General features: G+C 67.2%; 21 protein-coding genes, 1 tRNA gene and 1 pseudogene. 7 read left to right on the top strand and 16 right to left on the bottom strand.

All coding sequences use genetic code 11. The features are described 5' to 3' along the window. The first annotated feature begins 39 nt into the window (after positions 1–39). From gyrA to C2L58_RS25740, 3 genes are all read left to right on the top strand, one after another. Positions 40–2,577, top strand: coding sequence for a DNA gyrase subunit A (gene gyrA / locus C2L58_RS25750; RefSeq protein WP_103340199.1), 2,538 nt, complete (start codon positions 40–42; stop codon positions 2,575–2,577). Between the two features lie 50 nt (positions 2,578–2,627). Continuing rightward, entirely contained in the window at positions 2,628–3,293 is a 666-nt protein-coding gene (locus tag C2L58_RS25745) for a DUF3566 domain-containing protein (RefSeq protein WP_103340197.1), read from the top strand. 49 nt (positions 3,294–3,342) lie between these two features. Further along, a tRNA-Ile gene (locus tag C2L58_RS25740) sits at positions 3,343–3,416 on the top strand. Positions 3,417–3,486: 70 nt separating this feature from the next. Here the strand turns inward: C2L58_RS25740 and C2L58_RS25735 are convergent. From C2L58_RS25735 to C2L58_RS25705, 8 genes are all read right to left on the bottom strand, one after another. Next, the gene (locus C2L58_RS25735; protein ID WP_103340196.1) at positions 3,487–4,659 is read right to left on the bottom strand and encodes a site-specific integrase; all 1,173 of its coding nucleotides are present in this window, start codon (positions 4,657–4,659) and stop codon (positions 3,487–3,489) included. Further along, positions 4,643–4,873, bottom strand: a complete 231-nt coding sequence (locus C2L58_RS25730) for a helix-turn-helix domain-containing protein (protein WP_233225931.1) — start codon at positions 4,871–4,873, stop codon at positions 4,643–4,645. The genes C2L58_RS25735 and C2L58_RS25730 overlap by 17 nt, the downstream gene beginning before the upstream one ends. Beyond that, positions 4,870–6,429 (bottom strand): DUF3631 domain-containing protein, encoded by a 1,560-nt coding sequence (locus C2L58_RS25725; RefSeq protein ID WP_103340194.1) that lies wholly within the window; start codon positions 6,427–6,429, stop codon positions 4,870–4,872. The genes C2L58_RS25730 and C2L58_RS25725 overlap by 4 nt, the downstream gene beginning before the upstream one ends. Continuing rightward, complete coding sequence (locus C2L58_RS25720; protein WP_103340192.1) at positions 6,429–6,959, bottom strand: hypothetical protein; 531 nt, start codon at positions 6,957–6,959, stop codon at positions 6,429–6,431. The genes C2L58_RS25725 and C2L58_RS25720 overlap by 1 nt, the downstream gene beginning before the upstream one ends. Positions 6,960–6,986: 27 nt before the next feature. Beyond that, positions 6,987–7,271, bottom strand: coding sequence for a hypothetical protein (locus tag C2L58_RS25715; protein WP_199191436.1), 285 nt, complete (start codon positions 7,269–7,271; stop codon positions 6,987–6,989). A 138-nt stretch (positions 7,272–7,409) separates the two neighbouring features. Further along, the gene (locus C2L58_RS25710; protein ID WP_233225930.1) at positions 7,410–9,107 is read right to left on the bottom strand and encodes an FtsK/SpoIIIE domain-containing protein; all 1,698 of its coding nucleotides are present in this window, start codon (positions 9,105–9,107) and stop codon (positions 7,410–7,412) included. Positions 9,108–9,136: 29 nt separating this feature from the next. After that, positions 9,137–9,580, bottom strand: a complete 444-nt coding sequence (locus C2L58_RS50665) for a hypothetical protein (protein ID WP_233225929.1) — start codon at positions 9,578–9,580, stop codon at positions 9,137–9,139. Beyond that, a complete protein-coding gene (locus C2L58_RS25705) occupies positions 9,580–10,368 on the bottom strand; it encodes an ABC transporter permease (RefSeq protein ID WP_103340190.1) in 789 nt (262 codons plus the stop codon). Before C2L58_RS25705 ends, C2L58_RS50665 begins: the two co-directional genes overlap by 1 nt. A gap of 467 nt (positions 10,369–10,835) precedes the next feature. Here C2L58_RS25705 and C2L58_RS25695 point away from each other — a divergent pair, with 467 nt between their 5' ends. Beyond that, positions 10,836–11,189, top strand: a complete 354-nt coding sequence (locus tag C2L58_RS25695) for a GntR family transcriptional regulator (protein ID WP_013230497.1) — start codon at positions 10,836–10,838, stop codon at positions 11,187–11,189. Here C2L58_RS25695 and C2L58_RS25690 read toward each other — a convergent pair. After that, the gene (locus tag C2L58_RS25690; protein ID WP_103340188.1) at positions 11,186–11,386 is read right to left on the bottom strand and encodes a hypothetical protein; all 201 of its coding nucleotides are present in this window, start codon (positions 11,384–11,386) and stop codon (positions 11,186–11,188) included. The genes C2L58_RS25695 and C2L58_RS25690 overlap by 4 nt on opposite strands. 230 nt (positions 11,387–11,616) lie before the next feature. Here C2L58_RS25690 and C2L58_RS25685 point away from each other — a divergent pair, with 230 nt between their 5' ends. Next, on the top strand, positions 11,617–12,987 hold the full coding sequence (locus tag C2L58_RS25685) for a hypothetical protein (protein WP_233225928.1): 1,371 nt from the start codon (positions 11,617–11,619) through the stop codon (positions 12,985–12,987). On the opposite strand, the gene C2L58_RS25680 is transcribed toward C2L58_RS25685, so the two are convergent. From C2L58_RS25680 to C2L58_RS25655, 6 genes are all read right to left on the bottom strand, one after another. Beyond that, on the bottom strand, positions 12,946–13,842 hold the full coding sequence (locus tag C2L58_RS25680) for a phosphotransferase enzyme family protein (RefSeq protein ID WP_103340184.1): 897 nt from the start codon (positions 13,840–13,842) through the stop codon (positions 12,946–12,948). The genes C2L58_RS25685 and C2L58_RS25680 overlap by 42 nt on opposite strands. A 127-nt stretch (positions 13,843–13,969) precedes the next feature. Then, positions 13,970–14,764 (bottom strand): helix-turn-helix domain-containing protein, encoded by a 795-nt coding sequence (locus tag C2L58_RS25675; protein WP_103340183.1) that lies wholly within the window; start codon positions 14,762–14,764, stop codon positions 13,970–13,972. Next, positions 14,761–14,964, bottom strand: a complete 204-nt coding sequence (locus tag C2L58_RS25670) for a hypothetical protein (protein ID WP_233225927.1) — start codon at positions 14,962–14,964, stop codon at positions 14,761–14,763. The genes C2L58_RS25675 and C2L58_RS25670 overlap by 4 nt, the downstream gene beginning before the upstream one ends. Then, positions 14,961–15,311, bottom strand: coding sequence for a hypothetical protein (locus C2L58_RS25665; protein ID WP_233225926.1), 351 nt, complete (start codon positions 15,309–15,311; stop codon positions 14,961–14,963). Before C2L58_RS25665 ends, C2L58_RS25670 begins: the two co-directional genes overlap by 4 nt. Beyond that, on the bottom strand, positions 15,308–15,505 hold the full coding sequence (locus tag C2L58_RS25660) for a hypothetical protein (protein ID WP_103340180.1): 198 nt from the start codon (positions 15,503–15,505) through the stop codon (positions 15,308–15,310). Before C2L58_RS25660 ends, C2L58_RS25665 begins: the two co-directional genes overlap by 4 nt. Continuing rightward, positions 15,502–15,741 carry a hypothetical protein gene (locus C2L58_RS25655; RefSeq protein ID WP_146073676.1) on the bottom strand — a complete coding sequence of 80 codons (240 nt, stop codon included), beginning with the start codon at positions 15,739–15,741 and terminating at the stop codon, positions 15,502–15,504. The genes C2L58_RS25660 and C2L58_RS25655 overlap by 4 nt, the downstream gene beginning before the upstream one ends. Positions 15,742–15,814: 73 nt before the next feature. On the opposite strand from C2L58_RS25655, the gene C2L58_RS25650 reads away from it, so the two are divergent. After that, the gene (locus tag C2L58_RS25650) at positions 15,815–16,966 is read left to right on the top strand and encodes a helix-turn-helix domain-containing protein (protein ID WP_103340176.1); all 1,152 of its coding nucleotides are present in this window, start codon (positions 15,815–15,817) and stop codon (positions 16,964–16,966) included. 356 nt (positions 16,967–17,322) lie between these two features. After that, positions 17,323–18,828, top strand: a complete 1,506-nt coding sequence (locus tag C2L58_RS48775) for a HEPN domain-containing protein (protein ID WP_146073675.1) — start codon at positions 17,323–17,325, stop codon at positions 18,826–18,828. A gap of 91 nt (positions 18,829–18,919) precedes the next feature. Here C2L58_RS48775 and C2L58_RS25645 read toward each other — a convergent pair. Next, a pseudogene (locus C2L58_RS25645) lies at positions 18,920–19,770 on the bottom strand (hypothetical protein); the annotation flags it as partial.

Raw genomic sequence — 19,770 nt, 5'->3', positions numbered from 1 at the left:
CTTCGCCCCCGCTAGGCCCCCGCACCCGAGAAGGACCTCATGACGGAAACTCTGCCGCCGGCTCCGGACCACGACCGGATCGAACCGGTCGACATCCAGCAGGAGATGCAGCGCTCCTACATCGACTACGCGATGAGCGTCATCGTGTCGCGCGCGCTGCCGGACGTCCGGGACGGGCTCAAGCCGGTGCACCGGCGGGTCCTGTACTCGATGTTCGACTCCGGCTTCCGGCCGGACCGCGGGTACAACAAGTGCTCGCGCGTCGTCGGCGACGTCATGGGCAACTACCACCCGCACGGTGACTCGGCGATCTACGACGCGCTGGTGCGGCTGGCCCAGCCGTGGTCGATGCGCTACCCGCTGATCGACGGCCAGGGCAACTTCGGCTCGCCGGGCAACGACCCCGCGGCCGCCATGCGGTACACCGAGTCCCGGCTCGCGCCGCTGGCCATGCAGATGCTGGCCGACATCGAAGAAGACACCGTCGACTTCTCCGACAACTACGACGGCCGGACGCAGGAGCCCGACGTCCTGCCGTCGCGCTTCCCGAACCTGCTGGTCAACGGCGGTTCCGGGATCGCGGTCGGGATGGCGACGAACATCCCGCCGCACAACCTGCGCGAGGTCTCCGAGGGCGTCGTCTGGGCGCTCGAGAACCCGGAAGCGACCGACGACGAGCTGCTCGCCGCGCTGCTGGTCCGGATCAAGGGCCCGGACTTCCCGACCAAGGCGATGATCCTCGGCACCTCCGGCATCGAGGACGCCTACCGCACCGGCCGCGGCTCGGTCCGGATGCGCGCGGTCGTCGAAGTCGAGGAGGACGCGAAGGGCCGCACGATCCTGGTCGTGTCCGAGCTGCCCTACCAGGTCAACCCGGACAACCTGGTCGAGAACATCGCGAACCTGGTCCGCGACGGCAAGCTCACCGGCATCTCCGACATCGCCGACGAGTCCAACAGCCGCTCCGGCATGCGGATCGTCGTCACGATCAAGCGGGACGCGGTCGCGAAGGTCGTGCTGAACAACCTCTACAAGCACACCCAGCTGCAGCAGAACTTCGGCGTCAACATGCTGGCCCTGGTCGACGGCGTGCCGCGCACGCTGCGGCTCGACCAGATCATCCGGCACTACGTGAAGCACCAGGTCGAGGTCATCGTCCGGCGGACCCGCTTCCGCCTCAAGAAGGCCGAGGAGCGGGCCCACATCCTGCGTGGGTACGTCAAGGCGCTCGACATGCTCGACGAGGTCATCGCGCTGATCCGGCGGTCGCCGTCCGCGGACGAGGCGCGGCCGGCCCTGATGGAGCTGCTGGACGTCGACGAGATCCAGGCCACCGCGATCCTCGACATGCAGCTGCGGCGCCTCGCCGCCCTGGAGCGCCAGCGGATCATCGACCAGCTGGCCGAGATCGAGCTGGAGATCGCCGACCTCAAGGACATCCTCGAGAAGCCGGAACGCCAGCGCGCGATCATCCGCGACGAGCTGATGGCGATCGTCGACAAGTACGGCGACGACCGGCGGACGAAGATCATCGGCTTCAGCGGCGAAGTCACCGACGAGGAACTCATCGCGGTCGAGGACGTCGTCGTCACCATCACCCGCACGGGGTACGCCAAGCGGACGAAAACGGATCTGTACCGCTCGCAGAAGCGCGGCGGCAAGGGCGTGCAGGGCGCGACGCTGAAGCAGGACGACATCGTCCAGCACTTCTTCGTCTGCTCGACGCACGACTGGATCCTGTTCTTCACGAACAAGGGCCGCGTCTACCGGACCAAGACGTACGACCTGCCCGAGGCCAACCGCAACGCGCGCGGCCAGCACGTGGCGAACCTGATGGCGTTCCAGCCGGACGAGCAGATCGCCCAGGTCATCCAGATCAAGAACTACGAGGTCGCGCCGTACCTGGTGCTCGCCACCAAGCGCGGCCTGGTCAAGAAGACCAAGCTCACCGACTTCGACTCCAACCGCTCCGGCGGCCTCATCGCCATCAACCTCCGCGAAGGCGACGAGCTGGTCGGCGCGGTGCTCGCGGCGGCCGAGGACGACCTGCTCCTGGTGTCGGCCGAGGGCCAGTCCATCCGCTTCCACGCGACGGACGAGGCGCTGCGGCCGATGGGCCGCCCGACGTCCGGCGTGATGGGCATGCGGTTCAACGACGGTGACGAGCTGCTCGGCGTCAGCGTGGTCAAGGAGGGCAAGTTCCTCCTGGTCGCGACCGACGGCGGGTACTCCAAGCGCACGCCGATCGAGGACTACCCGGTCCAGGGCCGCGGCGGCAAGGGCGTGCTCACCATTCAGCACGACCGCAAACGTGGCAGGCTGGTGGGTGCGCTCATCGTCGACGCCGAGGATGAGCTGTACGCGATCACCTCGAGCGGCGGCGTGATCCGCACACCGGCAGGCGATGTCCGCAAGGCAGGGCGGCAGACGAAGGGGGTCCGGCTGATGAATCTCGGCGAAGGCACCACTCTTCTCGCGGTCGCACGCAACGCGGACGAGCCCTCGGACGTCGCCAATGGTGAAGCTCCCGAAGCGCCCGAAGCGGGTGACGAGACGACGGCGCCGTCGGAGCAGTAAGTTCACAACTACGGACAGCGCCCCACGGCACGGGTAAGGACTGACTCTTCGTGACACCGACCGAGAATCCCGAGGCAGCGGGTTCGAACGGAACGCCGGCCAGCCCACCTTGGCAGCGGGTCGACAAGGAAGGCGACGCCGAAGCGACGGTCAAGCTGGCCACGGACGAGGCACCGCCCCCGGCCGCGGCAACGCAGCCCGTCACCCCCGAGCGTCAGGTGGTGACGGGCAGCGCAGCCCCCCGCCTCTTCGGCGGCGGCTCAGGCGACACCCCACCCGCCGGCGGCGAGGTCCCCCCAGCATCGACCCAGCGAGCCCGTCCGAGCGCGCTGCGTCGCCCCGGCCGCGGCCCGCGCCGGGCATCACTGCAGGTGAAGCGGTTCGACCCGTGGTCGGTGCTGAAGCTGTCCCTGGTCCTGGGCGTAGCGATGTTCTTCGTCTGGCTGGTGGCAGTCGGAGTGCTGTACACGGTCCTCGACGGCATGGGCGTCTGGGACAAGCTGAACGGCACATATTCATCCCTGGTCGGCGGCGAGGGCGCGAACGCATCAGCCGAACCCCTGATCAGCGCCGGCCGAGTGTTCGGCATCGCGGCCATCCTGGGCGCGATCAACATCGTCCTGGTCTCGGCCTTGGCAACGGTGAGCGCGTTCATCTACAACGTCTCGGCAGACCTCGCGGGCGGCCTCGAGGTAACCCTGTCCGAACGGGAGTGACCCGGTTGCAGGGCCCCCTCGGGGGTCCTGTAAAGTTCTCCTCGTTCGAGGGCCTATAGCTCAGGCGGTTAGAGCGCTTCGCTGATAACGAAGAGGTCCCAGGTTCAAGTCCTGGTAGGCCCACGCAGCAAAAAGGCTGGTTTGCGAGTATCGCAAACCAGCCTTTTTGCTACCTGGGCGACTAAGTGGGCGACTATGCCGCTCGGTCGTCGTCGGGCGTGCCAAACAGCTTGTCCATCGCGGTAGTGCCCTCCTCGATGACCGGCCGGAGCTGGTGCCGGTAGACAAGTTCCGTCACGGCCGTGCCGTCGTGGCCCATCAGGCGCGAGATGTCCTCGATCCTGACCCCGCTGTCCGAGAGCAGCGACGCGAAGCTGTGCCGCAGCTCACGGGGCGTCCAGTCGACTGCATGCAGCCCCGCCTTCGCAACCACCTTCCGAAACGCCCGTCGGACGTTGGCCGCGTCCAGCTCGGTACCGACGTCGGAGGCGAACACCAGTCCGGATTCCGTCCAACGGTCGCCGGCCACTCGTCGCGCGAAATCCTGCTTGACCTGCTGCACCCGCAGCGCTTCCCGACAACGCGCGGGCAGTGCAAGCGAGCGACGGGACTTGCGCGTCTTCGTGTCGCCGTTGTCCCGGACCGATCGCCACACCCGCACGTGCGGCGGGATCGGCGGGACGTCGCTCGGCCGCCCGATCAGGTCGACGTTCTCCCACGTAAGCGCCCTCAGCTCCTCGGTGCGGGCGCCGGTCAGCAGCGACAGCACGATGTACGCGCGGAGCTGTGTCCGCTCGGCCGCCGCGAGCACTGCTTCCGCCTGCTCGAACGTGAGCGACTTCGACGGACGGCCCGGACGTCCTTCAGGTACCTCGCACAGCAGAACTACGTTCCGCTTCACCTTCTCCCGAGCTTGGGCGCGAGAGATCGCCCGCAGCAGGATCGAGCGAACCTCGCGCAGTGTCCGCGTCGACAGGACCTGTGACCGCTCGGCCAGCCACCGGTCGACGTCATCCGCGCTCAGCTCACGGAGCTTTCGCGCCCCGAGTTTCCCGATCACATGCTTTGTCGCCAGGATGGTCAGCTTCTCGACCGTGCTCGTGCTTCGCCGTGGCAGGCCGTAGGCCAGCCAGTCCGTCACGGCGTCGGCGACCGTGAAGTTTCGGGCTTCGGCCGGCGTGCCCTCCTCGATCTCTCGCAGCATTTCGCGCAGCTTGTCCTTCGCCTCGGTCTTCGTCTTGCCTCGCGCCTTGCGCACGATCCGAGTCCCGTCGGGCCGGTACCCAACGGTGGCCTCTGCGCGCCAGCGCTGACGCGACTCTTCCCAGAAAAGGCCGCCGTCGCCGCGACTACGCCGACTCGCCATAGCTGACCCCCGCTTCGTTCATGAGCAACTGGACGTATTCCTGGATGGCGACGGCCGGCACGAGCCGGGCGCGTCCCTGCTTGACCGAGCGCAGGCGCCCCGAGCGCAACTGCTCGTAGATGACCGAGCGGCTCATCGACAGCAGGCGCATCGCTTCGGTGATCCGGTACAGGTGCCGTTCGGGCACAGCGACCGGCAAGGGTGCGGCGTTCATCGATCCCCCTCGTCGTCGTGGTCGGGCTTGGCGGCCGCGACATCCGCGACCTCCGCGACCGGGCTGGTCAACATGGGTGCGAGCGGCTGCTGTGTGCCGCGACCGTCCGCGACCCGGGTTGCGGAGGTCGCGGACGAGCGGGGCGGCTCCGCGACCCTCGATGTGTCCTTGACCTGCGGGGTTGCGCTGGTCGCGGAGGTCGCGCCGGATTCGGGTGGCGGGAGATAGCGGCTCCAGGCGTCAGCGAGCCCGCCGTCGCCGTCGATGCGGTAACCCTTGAGCGTCTTACCGCTGACCTTGAGGTCCTTCGGCCGGACCAGGTACCGGTCGAGTTCCTTCGCGAGACGGCGACTGTCCAGGGGCTTGCCCTGGACGTCGGTCCACGGCCCGTCTTCGATGGCGTGCAGCTCCCGGATCAGCTCGGCGGTGACCATCCGGTCGGTGTTCTCCGCCGCGAAGATCTGCCGGACGTCGGCCAGCAGCCGCACGCCGATCGATGCCGGTTGCGCGGTCGCTTCGAGCACAAAGTGACGACACGCCTTCCGCGCTGTCTCCGGCCAATGGCCGCCGGCCGCGTCCGCGATCGCGAGCAGTGGGCGCCAGATCTCGGCTGCCCGGTCCCGCACGCCGTCCGGGCGTTCCGGCCGCGCGCGGCTCACTTCGTCGCCGACCCGGCCGACCCACTCCGCCAGTTCGGCGCGCACCGGCGCGGACTCGCGCTCGACGTCCTCTTCGATGAACTCCTCTACTGCCTCGTCGAACCGGCGCTTGCGCATGTGCACGGTGATCGCCCGGGTGGTGATCGTGTCCGGCATGCCGCCGGCGATTCCGGCGAGCGCGACCGGCGCGTAGACCGGGAACCGGGTCACGTTCATGCTCTTGGCGTCCCCGACGCACCGCGTCACCGTCGCCGACCGCTTGTAGCCGGCGTTGAGCAGGGCGCGGAGGTCTTCGTTGTTCCCGCCGGTCTTCGGATTGAAGACTGCGTCGATCTCGTCGAACAGCAGCGTCATCGGTCCGTCGGCGAGCATCCGGAAGATCGCGGCCGGGGTGATGCTGATCGTCATCTCCGGCTTGGCCACGAGATACTGCGCGACCTCCAGCACACGCGTCTTGCCGCTTCCCGGCTCGGCCGAGTCGAGGATGAGGCGCGGTGTGACGTAGAGCCGTTCTGCGACGTGGGTGTGGGCGTACCAGAGGGCGAGCGTCGGAGCGGCGTGCTGGTTGGCGAAGGCGGAGAAGCGCGACACGAACGTCACGACCGCGTCGAGGACCTCGTGACCCGGCTTCGCGAACGCCCCGGCCGGGGTCGGCCCGAGCCACGCGAGCGGGACGACCGGCGCAGTCTCTGGCAGCGACTCGCTCGGCTGGGCGCCGCCGTCCTCCACCGGTTGGGGCGCGATGTGGCGGCCGCGCCAGACGCGCTGGCAGTTCTCCGAGCAGAAGTCGCCGGACGGTGAGTCACCGCGGGGGCGGCCGCACTGCTGGCAGTTCGGCGCCGGCTCATCGGAGATCACGAAGTCGATCACGGACAAGGTGTCGTCGAATCCGGACATCAGGCGGCCACCTCCAGACGTGCCGTCGGTTCGTCGTCGCCTCCGGCCTCGCAGTAGCGCCGCCACAGGTCGTCAATGCGCTCGGTGTCGTCGAGCTGGTGGCGGAGGATGTCTGTCGGCGAGTCGTCTTCGACGGCCTGCACCAGGCGGGCCGCGTGCTCCCGGACGGCGCGGCGGTAGGCGTTCTTGAGCACGACGGCTTTCAGCCAGGCGCCGTAGTACGGCGGCGGGAGGATCGGGCCGTCGGTGTAGGTCTCGACGATCCAGAGGCCGAGGCTGTGCAGGCGGTGCGCGCCGCCGGACCGCGGTTCCGTCTTCGTCCTCTCGCGGGCGTGGTCCATCACGGCCATCGGGGTCGGTGCGTGGCCCGCGCCGGTCAGTTCGATGACCAGCTGGAGGACGTGGGCGGCGATCGGCGAGCCGAAGTCGTCGGCGCGCATGCCGGCGAGCAGCCGACGGGCCCCTGTCAGCCGGACCTGCATCACGCAGCCCAGGAACTGACGCTCGGGGTCGAGCAATGTGGTCTTCATGGGGTGGCCTTTCGGTTGAGCTGCGCGTCAGCGGCTGTTGTCGCGGCGGTCGCGGTCACGGAGATCGCGGTACGACCGGCGGGCGCGGAGGCAGGAGTTGTAGGCGCGGCGGCCGGCGCGGAGCGTGCGACCGGTGCCGTCGCACCGGCGGCAGAGCCGGATCGCGCGGAGCAGTGGCGAGCGGAATTTGCCGAAGCCCCGGCAGGAGCGGCACGGCTTGTAGGGGTAGACCGCGCACGACCATGAGTAGCCGAGAGTGACGATTGTGAGAACGAGCAGGAGCAGGACGGTCGGGTTGCTGAGGGGGTTCAACGGAGCCTCCGGGGCTGTTTTTGGCCGCACTCGGCCCGCGCCTCTAGGTACTAGGGCGCTGATCAGCGGTGTTGTGGTGGTCTAGGGAGGGCTCTAGGTCTAGAGGGACGAGGCTCTAGACCTAGAGCCCTGCGCGAGCTAGCCGCTCTTGCGGTTCTGGTCACGCTCGGTCAATGCGTCGGCGATCCATTCGCGCTTGACGCCCATCCGGTTGGCGCCCTTGCCGGTGTCGGCGTCGTTGCCCCACACCTGCTTTGTGGTGATCCCGAGCGGCTTCAACGCGGTGGAGAGCTGGGTTGCCTTCGCCGCGCCGGTCGGTAGCTCGGCCCACGGGCCGTAGACCGCCGGCCGCAGCTCGGCGAGCCGGTCGACGATGCATTCCGACCATGCCTTTTCGGCGTCGCCGATCGCGGTCAGCACGTCGGCGAGCAGGGTGCTCGTGTTCTCGTCCTCTTCTGGCGCGAGGTCGAGGCCAGCGGCGTAGCCAGTCAGCCGTCCGGCCGCCAGTCGTGCTGTTCGTGCGCGGGCCGCGAGCTTCTCCGCGTCCGGGCCGTCGATGTACACGCCGCGGGTGATGCGTGGCTCGTCGCCTTCGCCGGCCAGGTACCCGATGCCCTTGTCCCGAAAGGACAACGTCGTGGCCCGGATGCCGTTGCGATACGACGAGGTGCCGAGCACCATGTCGTTGGCCTGCTGGCCGGTGACCTTGAGGCAGAACCGCATCACCGCGTTGTCGCTGATCGCGGTCGGGATGCTCTTCGCGTCCGGCCGCTGCGTCGCCAGGATGATCACGATGCCCAGTGCCGGGCCGCGCTTCACGAGGTCGGTGCAGACCTCCTCGATCTCCGCGCCGTACTCCGGGTGCTCGAACCACTTCTGGCACTCGTCGACGCCGATCACGATCGGGTGCAGGCCGAGGGACTTCTTACCGGCCAGTTCCGGCGTGACCTTGTTCTCCGGGCACAGGTCCTTCGGCAACTCGCGGATCACCTTCGCTCGGCGCCGCAGCTCGTCGGCGAGCGCCCGCAGGTCGGCAACGGCGTAGGCGATGTCCTCCGGCTCGTCACCGGCGCGGTACCGGTGCGACACCGGCGCCAGCGGCGAAAGGTCGCCGGTTCCCTTGAGATCGAACGAGTGCAGCTCGGCCCGCGGGTCCAGCGCGGCGATCAGCAGCAGCTCTCGCAGCGTGAACGTCTTGCCCATCCGCGGGATCGCGCCGATGACCATCGAGATGAACATCAGGGTGATGTCCACCCACCGGCCGCGCTGGTCGGTGCCGAACGGTTGCGGCTTGAACAGGTCCACGGTGCCGGGCTTCCGCAGCGGCCAGGCGGCCTGTCGCGACTTGGACAGGTCCTGATCGCCGACCCACAGGACCATCCGCCCGGGGTGAACCTCGGCGTTGCCCTCCGGCCAGACGCAGCCGAGGGGACGGCCAAGGCCGGACGCGAGCTTCGCGCGCCGCTCGACCACTTCGGACACCGTGACGCCCGGCGGAAGGTCGACGTCGGCGCGCCAACCCGGCCCGTCGCGAGTGATCGGCGCCGTGAACCCGATCGCGTTCGGGTTCTTGGCAAGGGCCTGGTTGATGCCCGCGATGCCGAGCACCGACAGCGCCTGAACGACGTTGTCACTCGTCAGCTTCTGGACCTGAGTGGACAGGACGGCGCGAGACGACACCACCGGGTTGTCCCGGGTGGACCCGAGCTTTCCGAGCAGTCCTACCGCGATGGCGCCGCAGGCCCAGATCACCCACTCCGGCAGGACATTCGGCAGCGTGAACACCAGGACCAGGCCGACCGTCGACACGAGACCGAGCTGAATCAGCCGGAGCACGACTCGCCGGTCCCGCTGCTGCGATAGCTTCAGGTACAGATGGCCTTATCCGCCGTAGCCGTCTCCGAACGGGCCGGACGCCCTTCGGCGTCGGTCACGTACCGGCCGGTTGCTGCCAGCAGGAGGAGAAGGCCCCGAGGGGAGCGCACCGCGAGCCGAAGCGCGTAGAGCGGTGACCGGGCCGCGTGGTAGCCGGCCTTGTGCGCGTAGTGCTTCCCCACCCATTTCGCGGCGTCCTTCGCGTCGGCCGTCGACTTGAGGTAGCTGGGGACGATCGCCTGGCGGTTTTGCGAGCGGAGGCGGTCCAGCCACGACGAGCCATCCGTGACCGGGCGGTCCACCGGGACAGCCGGCGACCGCTCCGCGGCCTCGTCACCGAGCTCGGCGTCGATGACGAACGGGTCGGCCTCCCCGGCAGCCGTGCCGGGAAACGCGATCACGCGGCCGCCGTTCGGTTCGTTGGTGGTGCTCATCAGTCGTTCACCTCCTGGTCGGTGGTGTCGCGTACGAGGTGTGCGAGGGCAGCGCCGCAGCCGAGGACGACCACCGGGAGGCAGGACACGAGCGTGGTGACCGGCCAGGGAGCGCGTTCGACGTCCGCCGCGGACATCAGGTGATAGGCGACCTGGCCGACCATCCCGAGGACGAGCGAGCCCAGGGCCGACCACTTCGCGAAGCTGCGAACCCGCTGGGTCCGGGTCGCCGGAGACAGCCAGACCCGTAGGGCGAATGCTGCGTAGGTCTCGACCCCGATCGGGAGCGTGATTGCCGAGTTGATCGTCAGGTGATCCCAGATGCCCGGCAGGAGCTGGATCGGACCGAACCCGGTCAGCCTGCCGAGACCGACCCAACCGCTCCAGACGGCGACGAACGCCGGCAGGGCCAGGAGGAGCACCGGCCACAGCTTGATCCGCCGCACCCTCTCCGGCCGCGCGCCCGGGTCTGCGGTGACGTTGACCTGTGGCTTCGCGTCACCCGAGGCCGGTTCTTCCGGAACCTCGAACTCTTGGTCCAGGTCCTCGACCTCGGCGGGTTCCGTCACCGCGTGCAGCTTCCGCACGGGCTTGGTGTCGGCCTCCTCGTTCAGCGCGGCGAGGATGGCGCGGGCCTTCGGGGCACCCACCTTGAACTCGCTCATGATCCGGTTCCGGGACGGGCACTCGCCCAGGTCCGCGGCGAACTCACGGACGCGGGGCAGCAGGTCGGTGACCGAAGACGGGTACGCGCTCCGGGTGTTCGTGGGCGTGTCGAGCCCTACCATGGGTGTTCTCCTGACTGGCTTGGAAGTGGTTGGGAGAAGCCCGGTCCGGCGGGTGGTTCTTGGCGGTTCCGTGCGCCGGGCCGGGGCGGCTTTAAGCAGCCGCGCCGGGGCTGTCCGACCGGCCCCGGAGAGCCGAGTTGATGGTCTGGCGGCTGATGCGCCGGACGTGTCGAGCGTGGCGGCCCGGTCCGGGCTCGGCGCCAGGCTGGTGCTCGCCGTTTCCTGGTCGTGAGCCGTCACGAAGTACTCGGCGATCATCGCGTCGATGTCCGACTCGGTCAGTCCGTCCGGGGCGTAGCTGGGCAAAGGGATGAGGTCATCCATTGGTGTGAACTCCAACGACTTGTAGGTCTCCCGCTCGGGAGCGGCCGGTGTCGGCCGGAACCCAACGTAAGTCCTGTCTATTAACTCTGTCAACTGACATGGGAGAACTGACTTAGCCAACTGACTTGGCCTACGCTGGTGGTATGGCATCCCTGAACCCGGACGACCCGCGTGCGCCGTTCTTGCAAGTAGCCGGCGGTCTCCGGGCCGCGATCCTCTCGGGGGAGTACGCCCCCGGGGCGCAGCTGCCGACCTACCAGGAACTGGCCGATTCCTGGGGGGTGGCGGTGAACACGGCCAAGAGCGCGGTTGCCCACCTCAGGGAAGAGGGCCTGGTGGTGATCCGGCACGGCAAGGGCTCGTTCGTTCGTACCCAGCCGGCCGAAGGCGACTCCGCAATTCGTCCTGAGGCCTCGGGGGACGAGCGGGTCTGGCAGGCCATTGCCGAGATCAGGAAGCGTCTCGGCGAGATCGAGCGGAAGCTGGGGGAGAACTAGCCGAACAGGGCGCGGAGGAACTGCACGACGCCGTCGATCACCGCGCCGATGCCGTGTGCGGCTCCGCTGGCCCAGCTCGCCGAGTCGGCCGGGTACTTGACGATCAGCACGACGATCGCGAGCCCGACGACCAGGCCGATCGCCTTGCCGACCAGGCCGCCCCCGCTCTTCATAACCGGGAAGTTGTTCTTCGCCATCACGGTCTCCTTTCGTTCTGCGACGGGCCTGTTGGCCGGTCCGGATCGGGGTTTTCGATCCGGCGTTGTCGCTGATGAACTCAGGAAACCGCGCGGGGGCGGGGGTGCAGCAGTGTGCACGCGGGGGTGCGTTTTTGCACGTGGGGGGTGCACGGGGGGTGCTTTAATGACCTGCGGAGGTACCGGTGGTCGACAAGGGGAAGCAGCCGAACGCACTTCTAGCTGCGGTTATGCGACAGGTGGGGGCGACTAACAAGGGGTTCGCCCGCCGGGTGCGCGAACGCAGCCAGAGAGACGGCGGCGAGCTGGTCAGCGCGGACCACGTGTCGGTCAAGCGCTGGCTCGACGGCACGAAGCCGCACCCGCGCACCTGCCAGCTGATCGCCGGGGTCCTTGGCGAATTGCTGGGCCGGCCCGTCGGCCTCGAAGAGATCGGCTTCGGCACAGCGGCCGAGACCACGTCGGATGACGTAGGCCTGGAGTACCCGGAGGAGATCGCTCACAGCCTGGTCGCGCTGGGCGCGATCACCGAACTCGAGCTGCGGACACCGAAGCGGGTCGGCCCGCTCGCCGTCGTGCCGGAGGCTTGGAGCGGCCTGCTCATCCGGTGGCTGACCGACTCCGACGAGGAAGGATCGCGGCCGCCGACCGAGCCGCGCTCGATCACCGTCGTGGACGTCGAGGCGGTTCGCGAAGCAACCGCGATGTTCAGCAGCTTCGACTACAAGTACGGCGGCGGCCGGCCGAAGTCGCTCGTCGCCTCGTTCCTCGACCAGGAGATCTTGCCGAACATCAGGCACGTGTCCCCGCAGGACCCAATCGGACGGGAGTACTTCCGGGAGGTCGCTGCCCTGACGCGGCTCGCCGGCTGGACGGCCTACGACACGGGCGCGCACGGCCTCGCGCAGCGGTACCTGACGCAGGCGTTCCGCCTGGCGAAGGCGGCCGGCGACAAGGCGCTGTGTGGTCGAATCCTGGCGGGCATGTCGCACCAGGCGAACTTCCTCGGGCACTTCCAGCGGGCGGTCGACCTGGCGCGAGCCGCGTACAAGGGCGCGAACGGCTACGCCACCCCGACCACGATGGCGCTGTTCCACGCGATGGAAGCCAGGGCGCTTGCGTCGCTCGGCAGGGCGGAGGACGTCACGGCCGCGCTGCTCACGGCTGAACGGTGGCACTGCCAGGGCATCCGGGAAAACGACCCCGAATGGATCCACTACTTCGACGAGGCCGAGCTACACGCCGAGTTCGCGCACTGCTTCCGCGACATCGGAAACGCCGAGTTGGCGAACCACCACGCGGCCGCGTCGATCGCGGCTTCGGAGTCGACTTACGTCCGCAGCCTCTCGTTCTGCCGGACCGTGCTGGCCACGTCCCACCTGCAAGGCGGGAACCTCGAAGAGGCGTTGGACGTGGCGAGGTCGGTCGTCGAGACCGCGGCGAAGCTGAAGTCGTTCCGGGTGATCTCGTATCTCGACGACTTCCGCGGACGACTGGGCGGTCATGCCGGCGACCCGTTGGTGAAGGAATTTCTCGACTTCGCCAACATCCACCTGCCGTCAGAAGACCTTCCAGTGTCGGGGCGCCTGGTCGTCGCGTAGGTCGCTGATCCGCTTCTCGACCTCGGCTTTGACCTCGGCGGACTCGTCGACGGTCTGCGAGAGCCACATGGTCATGTTCAGCTCTCGTGTTGCCCTGAGCACGGGGAAGCCCGGCCAGTCGATCGGATCGAAGCCATAGGCCGCCGTGTACGAGTCGTACTCGGCTTCGGAAGCCCAGCCGAACGCCTGGTGGCGGACGGAGAGCACGGCGGCGTCCCACTCGCGCGGTCCGTAGGCGAAGTCCTCGAAGTCGATCAGGTTCAGCGTCCCGTCGGGGGAGCGCATGACGTTCCCTGGGTGCGCGTCGCCGTGCACAGGGCCGGCGGGCAGCGGGAACTCAAGCTCTAGGAACTTCTCGGAGAGTTCCTCATACCGCTCACGCAGGAAGTCGAGGTCAGCCTCGGACAGCTTGCCTTTCAGGGCTTGAAGACGCGGCTCGACCTTCGGCATCGGGGAGAACGTCGGCAGGCGGAAGTCCGTCGGATGGGAGAGCGCGTGCAGGTCGTGCAGCAGCTTTCCGAACTCGGCCGGAGTGATCGGTGTGTCGTCCTCTTCCAGGCAGTTCCAGAACGTGACGGGTAGCCCGTCCTCGACGAAGGGCTGTTCGTTGCCTTCGAGCACCGTCGCGGCGGGGAACTGGTTCTCGGCAAGCCACCCGGCGACGAGCACTTCCTTCGTGGCGGCCGGGATGGAGCGGCCGACGCGTACCACGGCGGAGCCGTCGGCCAGGCGGTAGATGGCGTTCTCCCCGAACCGGACGCGCTTCGCGTCGGTCGCGTCCAGCCCGGCGAAGGTGCACGCTGCCTCGAAGACAGCTTGTGTCCGCTCCGTCGTGAAAGCCTTCGTCGATGTCATCAGACTCCTCAATCGGGGTGCCTTGGCCAGGCTAGAGCTTCGGCAGGAACGTGTGCTCGGCGAATCGGGGGCGTGAGGCCCGGCCGGCGCGCCGCTCGGGGGGAAGCAGGACGCGCCGGCCGGGGGCTTAGGGCCACGCGTTCTCGGCGGCGTGGCGTCGTAGTGCTCGTGCGGCTTTCTCGTAGGTCGTCAAGGCGGCTTGGTGGGTGGAGTAGACGGCGCCGTGGTGGCGGCGCAGCGCGACGGCGAGGGCGCCGGCGCGGTGTTCGTAGAGGGTGAACGGTTCGACCAGGCCGGGCGGGCAGTTGGCGGTGGGAACGATGCGCACGGTGATCCGCGGCCTCCTGGTCCAGGTGCGCAGCTGGTCAAGCTGGTTGCGGAGGACGTCAGGGGTACAGGCGTCGGGGCGTGTGGTGGCCTCGCCGATCAGGAACGTGTTCTGCGGGCCGGTCTTGTCAGTTAGGGCGAGCTGACGTGCGGTGCGGAGCAGGCAACCCACGTCGGCGGCTTCGAGGGCGAGTAAGCCGGTGTCGCGCAGCGCGCGGGCGTACTCGGCGGTTTGCAGCGTCTCGGGGATGAGCGAAGGTGACCACTCCGTCACGCGGGTGGAGCGCTGTTCGTAGGCGGTGCGGAGGAGGTGCTCGTTGTGCCCGGTGTGGTCGATGAAGTCGCGGTCGTGGGCCCGGTCGGCAAGGTCGATCAGCTGGTCGCACACCTCGGTTGGCGAGCGCAGAACGCCGAGGATGCGTGCGACGGTTGTGCCTGGTGGCGTGCGTTGGGCAAGTTCGTAACTCGACAGCGCGGCGTAGTGCAGGTCGACCATGTCGGCGAGTCGGCGCAGGCCGATGCCGCGCTGAGTTCGGGCCTCGCGCAGGCCGCCGGCCAGGGCGATGACGGCTGGTCGCAGGGCAGCTTCGGTCACGGTTCAGACCGCTCCGTTCCGTCGTTGGCGTCTGGTTCAGGTGCGCTGACCAGGGCAGATGGATCGAGTTCGGTGCCGTCGAGTTCGCCGGCGCGGCGGGTGAGGGCAACGCCGACATGGACGAGTTGGCGGCCGAGGGTGCGCAGACCGGCGGCGTAAGCCGCGTCGTCCGCCTGGAGGGTCAGCAGCTCGACCGTCACGCGCCCGATCGTGGAGTTGACCTTCGAGAGCGCGGCAAGCAACACGCGGTCACGAGCGTGCACGCGGCACCCCGATTCGCCGGTGCCCGTTCTGGGCCGCGCAGACGGGACACACCCGGCCGGGCCTCGGGGATGATGCGGCGGCGGCTGATGCTGGGCCGGTCGTGTTCCAGCGGGAAGCGGACGTCGGTCAAGCACCAGGGCAGCAGCATGACGAGCCGCGGGTTGGCCATCTCCGAGTGCAGATACAGGTGAGCCCACCCGTCGCCGCCGGTGAACTCGTGCCACTCCCAGAAGTCCCGTAGCGAGTCGGCGCCGGTCATCGGCCTGTCGTCCAATGCGGTCATCGGAGCCCTCGCTCGACCTCGAACGCCCGGAGAGCGGCGGCAGCTTGCTCCCAGTCGGCATCGGTCATCTCCGCGAGCGTCGTCGGATGCCGGTAGGTATCGAGGTCGATCTCGTTGAGCCGCTGACCACCCGAGTTGAACAGCGACGCACCACACCAGAACGTCGGCCGGTCGTCGAAGTGCTCCCCGGTCATGGCGCCTTGCACCCCCGAGCTGTGCGAGCGTCGCGCAGCGAGACGGTCAACGCGTCACCCAGCTGGTTACGCAGCTGCGCGGCCGACTCGGCGCTGAACAGGATCGGTTCGCCGGGAGGCGTCGAGCTGGTCAGCGCGATCCGGTCGTCATCCCGTACCTCGACCTCGACGTGTGCCGGACCGCCGAGCTGGTCCACACCCTCGGTGCTCTGTCGCGTACGTCGTCGATCACGCATAGTTAGTGACCGTACAAAGGTGCAGGTCACAAACGTTTCCTGCTGGGAAACCCAAGTCTGTACTCTGAGGCGCATGGACTCGATCGGCATCACGATCCGCCGGCTTCGCCGTTGGCGTGGCCTGTCCCTCGAACAGCTCGCCGGCCTGTCCGGCCTGTCGAAGGGCTACCTGTCCAAGATCGAGAACGAACGCACGGCGATCGACAAGCGCTCAACCCTGGTTGCGATCGCCGGCGCGCTCCGCGTCAGCCTCTCCGACATAACCGGCGACGGGCTGGAGATCCGCGACCCGCAGGCCGACTCCGCCATCCCCGCAATCCGCGACGCCCTGCTGAGCACCGACCTCGACGGCACCGAACCGCCGATCGGCGACCTAGCACAGCTGCTGTCCGAAACGCAGCTGGTCGCAGCCCTGCGACAGGCGAACCAGGACGCCGAGGTCGGCGCCCGGCTCCCCGAGCTGCTGCTGGCCCTGCACACCCACGTCGACAAGCCGGACGCGCTCCGCTCGCTCGTCACCGCCACCCACACCACGGCCCTGCTCACGAAGGGCCTCGGCGCGTTCGAGCTGGCCTGGATCGCCGCCGACCGCGGCCACGAGGCAGCACAGCGGCTCGGCGAACCCGGCTGGATCGCCCTCGCCGAGTTCGCACGCACACAGGCCCTCTCCGGCCTCGGCGCGCACAAGCGAGCGTCGAAGCTCGCCGAACGCGCCCTGGACTATGTGCCGGCCGACGCGTACGACGTCCGCGGCGCGCTGACCCTCACCACCGGCTACACGGAATCGGTCCTGGGCGGCGACGCAACCGCAGCGCTCGACGAAGCCGCAGGCCTGGCCGAGCACGTCGAGTACGGCAACCGGAACTTCCTGCTCTTCAGCCCGGCCAACGTCGTGCTCTGGCGCATCTCATCAGCCCTCGAACGCGGAGACCATTCCGAAGCCGCGCGCCTGGCCGCGACCGTTGACCCGGCCGAGTTGACTATCGACTCGCGCCGTACGACCTTCCTGGTAGAGCGCGCTCGCGCGCTCTACGGCATCCGCCGCCCCGACGAAGAGGTGCTCGCCTTGCTGGTCCGGGCCGAGAAGCTGGGACACATCCGGACCCGAACGAACCCGTTCGTCCGAGAGATCATCTCGACGATGCTTGCTCGCGCTCGTCGCGAAGGTGTGGCTCGCGAAGTCCGCGGCATGGCGGACCGGATGGGACTGATCAAAATCGCTTAGAAATGGCCGTAGTGGTCGCCTCTCGGTTGAGTTATGGCAGTTGCCAGGTGAGCTTGCTGACGATCGTCGGTTAAGCGATGGCGAAGGTGGTCAGGCCGCGCAGAGGAGCGCCTGGAGTACGGAGAGGATGACGGTTTGGCCCCAGCCGGTGGCGGGGTCGAGGTCGTAGCGGGCGCGAACGCCGGTGTTTCAGTCACCTGTATCCCTCCTGAGGCCAGGTGAGCTCACCCGCTGGCGTAGCGGACCACGATCGGTAACACTGTGCAACCATGCATCCATTAACGCGAGTCTACGGCGAAGAGTTCTTGCGATATGTCCTAGCCATCGATAATAGTGAATCGCTCGAAACTTCCGACATGAGCGGCGGCAGTCGCGGACAGGTTCTTAATTTCCTATCGGGACTAGCTGGCTCACCTCCCGTCGAAGCAAGTTATGAGATTGCCGCATTTCAAATCATCTCAACCCTAAGCGGCTACGATCAAACCCATGCCACTTCTGTAGTCAATCACCTTCGAATTCTCGCCGGAGGTTCCTCGTGCGAAGTCGAGGCTGTCGAAGATCCAGTTCTGAAGCACCTGCTGACTATTGCTCGTGACGTTTGGCCGATCTACCTTATTTCGCTGCCAATTGCCACGCCTCCAAATATCTTTCCCGCCGTCCTTCCGGGAATTTATCAACACGCAGAGATGGCAAAGCTCTGTGAAGTAATTGCGTCGGATGGCGAGCTAGTCAAACTATTCCCAGGTATAGACCGCACCGGTCGCTCGTTCGCACATCTCGATGCCGCCCACAGTGCGGACAGCGTTATTTTCGACTCAACAGGACGTGGTGGAAGTCTGCAACCTTCCACACTTGCTGGCTTTATGCTCAGCCATGCGGCCTCTCGGGCACTCATCAGCAACGGGTCACTGACATGGCGCACAATGAGCGATAAGGCCAGAGAAACCGTCGAGGCAACAAGGTTACTCGCAAAGGGGAGGACCGTAAAGATGCCTACTCTAGTCGGTATCAGCGGCCTTCGAATCTCCAATTCGCTAACATTCCCCGTCGCTGACGGAATCTTACGAGCACCTCGACCCATCGACAGAAAAATTCTGCCGCCAAATGTGGAAAATTTGTCTGCAGTTTACGAAACGAGCTTCCCAGTGCAGATTATCCACATCGGCGACGCTGCGCTGCCACTCGCTGACTTTTCAGCTGTCTTCACAAAGCATCAGTCGAAAATCGACGAGTCCCGACGATCTTTTCAGCGTTCTTTCGACATGCTGCGCGCAGCACTCTTACTCGGCTCCCCGTCGCACGAGCCTCTGCTCGTAAACGACGTTGCCAGGTTCACGACTAACCCTTTGGTTGCAGGCGGTGTGCAGACCTGGAGTAGCATTAGGCCTGGCATTCCCTCGCATGAACTTGTGGCGTCTCATGTTGAAGAACTGAGGAAATGGCACGAAATGATAGTAGGCAAACATCACTCATCACTCGATGTCGGGCTCCGTCGACTACTGTCGGCCACCACATTACGCGCTGATCCGTCCGATGCTTTTGTCGATGCAGTAATTGCATGGGAGAACATGTTTGGTGCGAAGACTGAGACAAGTTTCCGGGTTACTGGTTCAATCGCGAAGCTGCTGGGGCCTGAGGATCCGGACGGCCGAATTGATTTTCGCAGGAACCTCGTAACCCTATACGAAAAGCGAAGTCGCCTGGTCCACGGCGGCAAAGAGCCATCCGCAAAGGAGCTCGAGCAATTTCGAACGCGAGCGATCGAAATCGCCACGGAATGTTTTCGAAAGCTATACCGAGATAGGCCGGACCTTCTGCCGCTCGAATCAGAGCTGAGGAGCGCACGAATTCTTGTAGAATGATCTCTTCCTGCAGGCCGCGCAGAGCGCTGACCAGGGAGCGAATGTTTCGCTGGTCAGCGGCGAGACGGGGTCGCACCTTGCATCGCGGTGGTCAGGTGGGTTTGCGGACGAGGCCGGTGTAGGCGGCGATGGCGAGGGTGGCCAGGCCCCAGAGGAGGGCTTGGAGTACCCAGAGTGTGGCGGTGAAGGTTTGGCCCCAGCCGGTGGTGGTGTCGAGGTCGCAGTGGGCGCGGATGCCGGTGGTGCCGAGGGGGAGTCCGCGGTCGATGCCGAGGCCGATGAGTTCGACGGGTGAGCAGGGTGTGCCGGGATCGGTGGGTTTGGCGGTGGTGGGTGGGACGCGTTCGGCGGCGTGGTGGCCGGGGTGGGTGGTGACGTGCCCGGCGAGCAGGCTGAGTGCGGCGGCGAGGGTGAGGACGACGGCGAGAGCAGTAACGATGCGCTGGGCGCGGTAGCCGTAGCGGCCGAGCCACCCCCAGATTGCATGTCGCGCGCGTGCGAGTCGGTTGCCCAGAGCTTCAGGGTTGCGGCGGCGGAGGTCGTGTTGCTGGGTGATCAGTACTTCGCGGGCGTTGTTGTCGTGGCCGGCGGCGCGCTCGGTCGCGGCGAGTTGCTGAAAGGGCTGGGGGCTGTAGGTGGGGGTGTGGTGGACCAGCAGATGCAGCCATTGACGCCACGAGGTTTTACGCAAGCTGGGGTAGGTCAGCCCGTGGGCGGTGATGGTGCGGTGGCTGTCAGGGCAGTCACGGCGGCTTATGCTCTGTCGACCGGCCGGGCACACGGCCGTTGGCGGGTACAGCGCCGCGGTGATCTGCGCCTCAAGCAGTTGCAGGAGCGGCCCTGTGCTGTTGTCCAGCTTGGACACTAGCAGGACAGCTTGTCCGCCTATGTGGGCGTTGAGCAGGCGTATCGCGCCGAGTTCTCCGGTGCCGGTGATGGTGG

Source organism: Amycolatopsis sp. CA-126428 (genome assembly GCF_002904335.1).
Classification (GTDB): domain Bacteria; phylum Actinomycetota; class Actinomycetes; order Mycobacteriales; family Pseudonocardiaceae; genus Amycolatopsis.
Note: the sequence above shows the minus strand (reverse complement) of the source record. Positions and strands in the feature narration are given on the sequence as shown.

Bases quoted from the DNA above. Each gene is read 5' to 3' on its own strand.
- C2L58_RS25680 (WP_103340184.1), bottom strand. From the start codon at position 13,842: ATGACATCGACGAAGGCTTTCACGACGGAGCGGACACAAGCTGTCTTC.
- C2L58_RS25735 (WP_103340196.1), bottom strand. From the start codon at position 4,659: ATGGCGAGTCGGCGTAGTCGCGGCGACGGCGGCCTTTTCTGGGAAGAG.
- C2L58_RS25695 (WP_013230497.1), top strand. From the start codon at position 10,836: ATGGCATCCCTGAACCCGGACGACCCGCGTGCGCCGTTCTTGCAAGTA.
- C2L58_RS25725 (WP_103340194.1), bottom strand. From the start codon at position 6,429: ATGTCCGGATTCGACGACACCTTGTCCGTGATCGACTTCGTGATCTCC.
- C2L58_RS25690 (WP_103340188.1), bottom strand. From the start codon at position 11,386: ATGGCGAAGAACAACTTCCCGGTTATGAAGAGCGGGGGCGGCCTGGTC.
- C2L58_RS25665 (WP_233225926.1), bottom strand. From the start codon at position 15,311: ATGACCGCATTGGACGACAGGCCGATGACCGGCGCCGACTCGCTACGG.
- C2L58_RS25660 (WP_103340180.1), bottom strand. From the start codon at position 15,505: ATGACCGGGGAGCACTTCGACGACCGGCCGACGTTCTGGTGTGGTGCG.
- C2L58_RS50665 (WP_233225929.1), bottom strand. From the start codon at position 9,580: ATGAGCACCACCAACGAACCGAACGGCGGCCGCGTGATCGCGTTTCCC.
- C2L58_RS25650 (WP_103340176.1), top strand. From the start codon at position 15,815: ATGGACTCGATCGGCATCACGATCCGCCGGCTTCGCCGTTGGCGTGGC.
- gyrA (WP_103340199.1), top strand. From the start codon at position 40: ATGACGGAAACTCTGCCGCCGGCTCCGGACCACGACCGGATCGAACCG.
- C2L58_RS25730 (WP_233225931.1), bottom strand. From the start codon at position 4,873: ATGAACGCCGCACCCTTGCCGGTCGCTGTGCCCGAACGGCACCTGTAC.
- C2L58_RS48775 (WP_146073675.1), top strand. From the start codon at position 17,323: ATGAGCGGCGGCAGTCGCGGACAGGTTCTTAATTTCCTATCGGGACTA.
- C2L58_RS25655 (WP_146073676.1), bottom strand. From the start codon at position 15,741: ATGCGTGATCGACGACGTACGCGACAGAGCACCGAGGGTGTGGACCAG.
- C2L58_RS25685 (WP_233225928.1), top strand. From the start codon at position 11,617: ATGCGACAGGTGGGGGCGACTAACAAGGGGTTCGCCCGCCGGGTGCGC.
- C2L58_RS25705 (WP_103340190.1), bottom strand. From the start codon at position 10,368: ATGGTAGGGCTCGACACGCCCACGAACACCCGGAGCGCGTACCCGTCT.
- C2L58_RS25720 (WP_103340192.1), bottom strand. From the start codon at position 6,959: ATGAAGACCACATTGCTCGACCCCGAGCGTCAGTTCCTGGGCTGCGTG.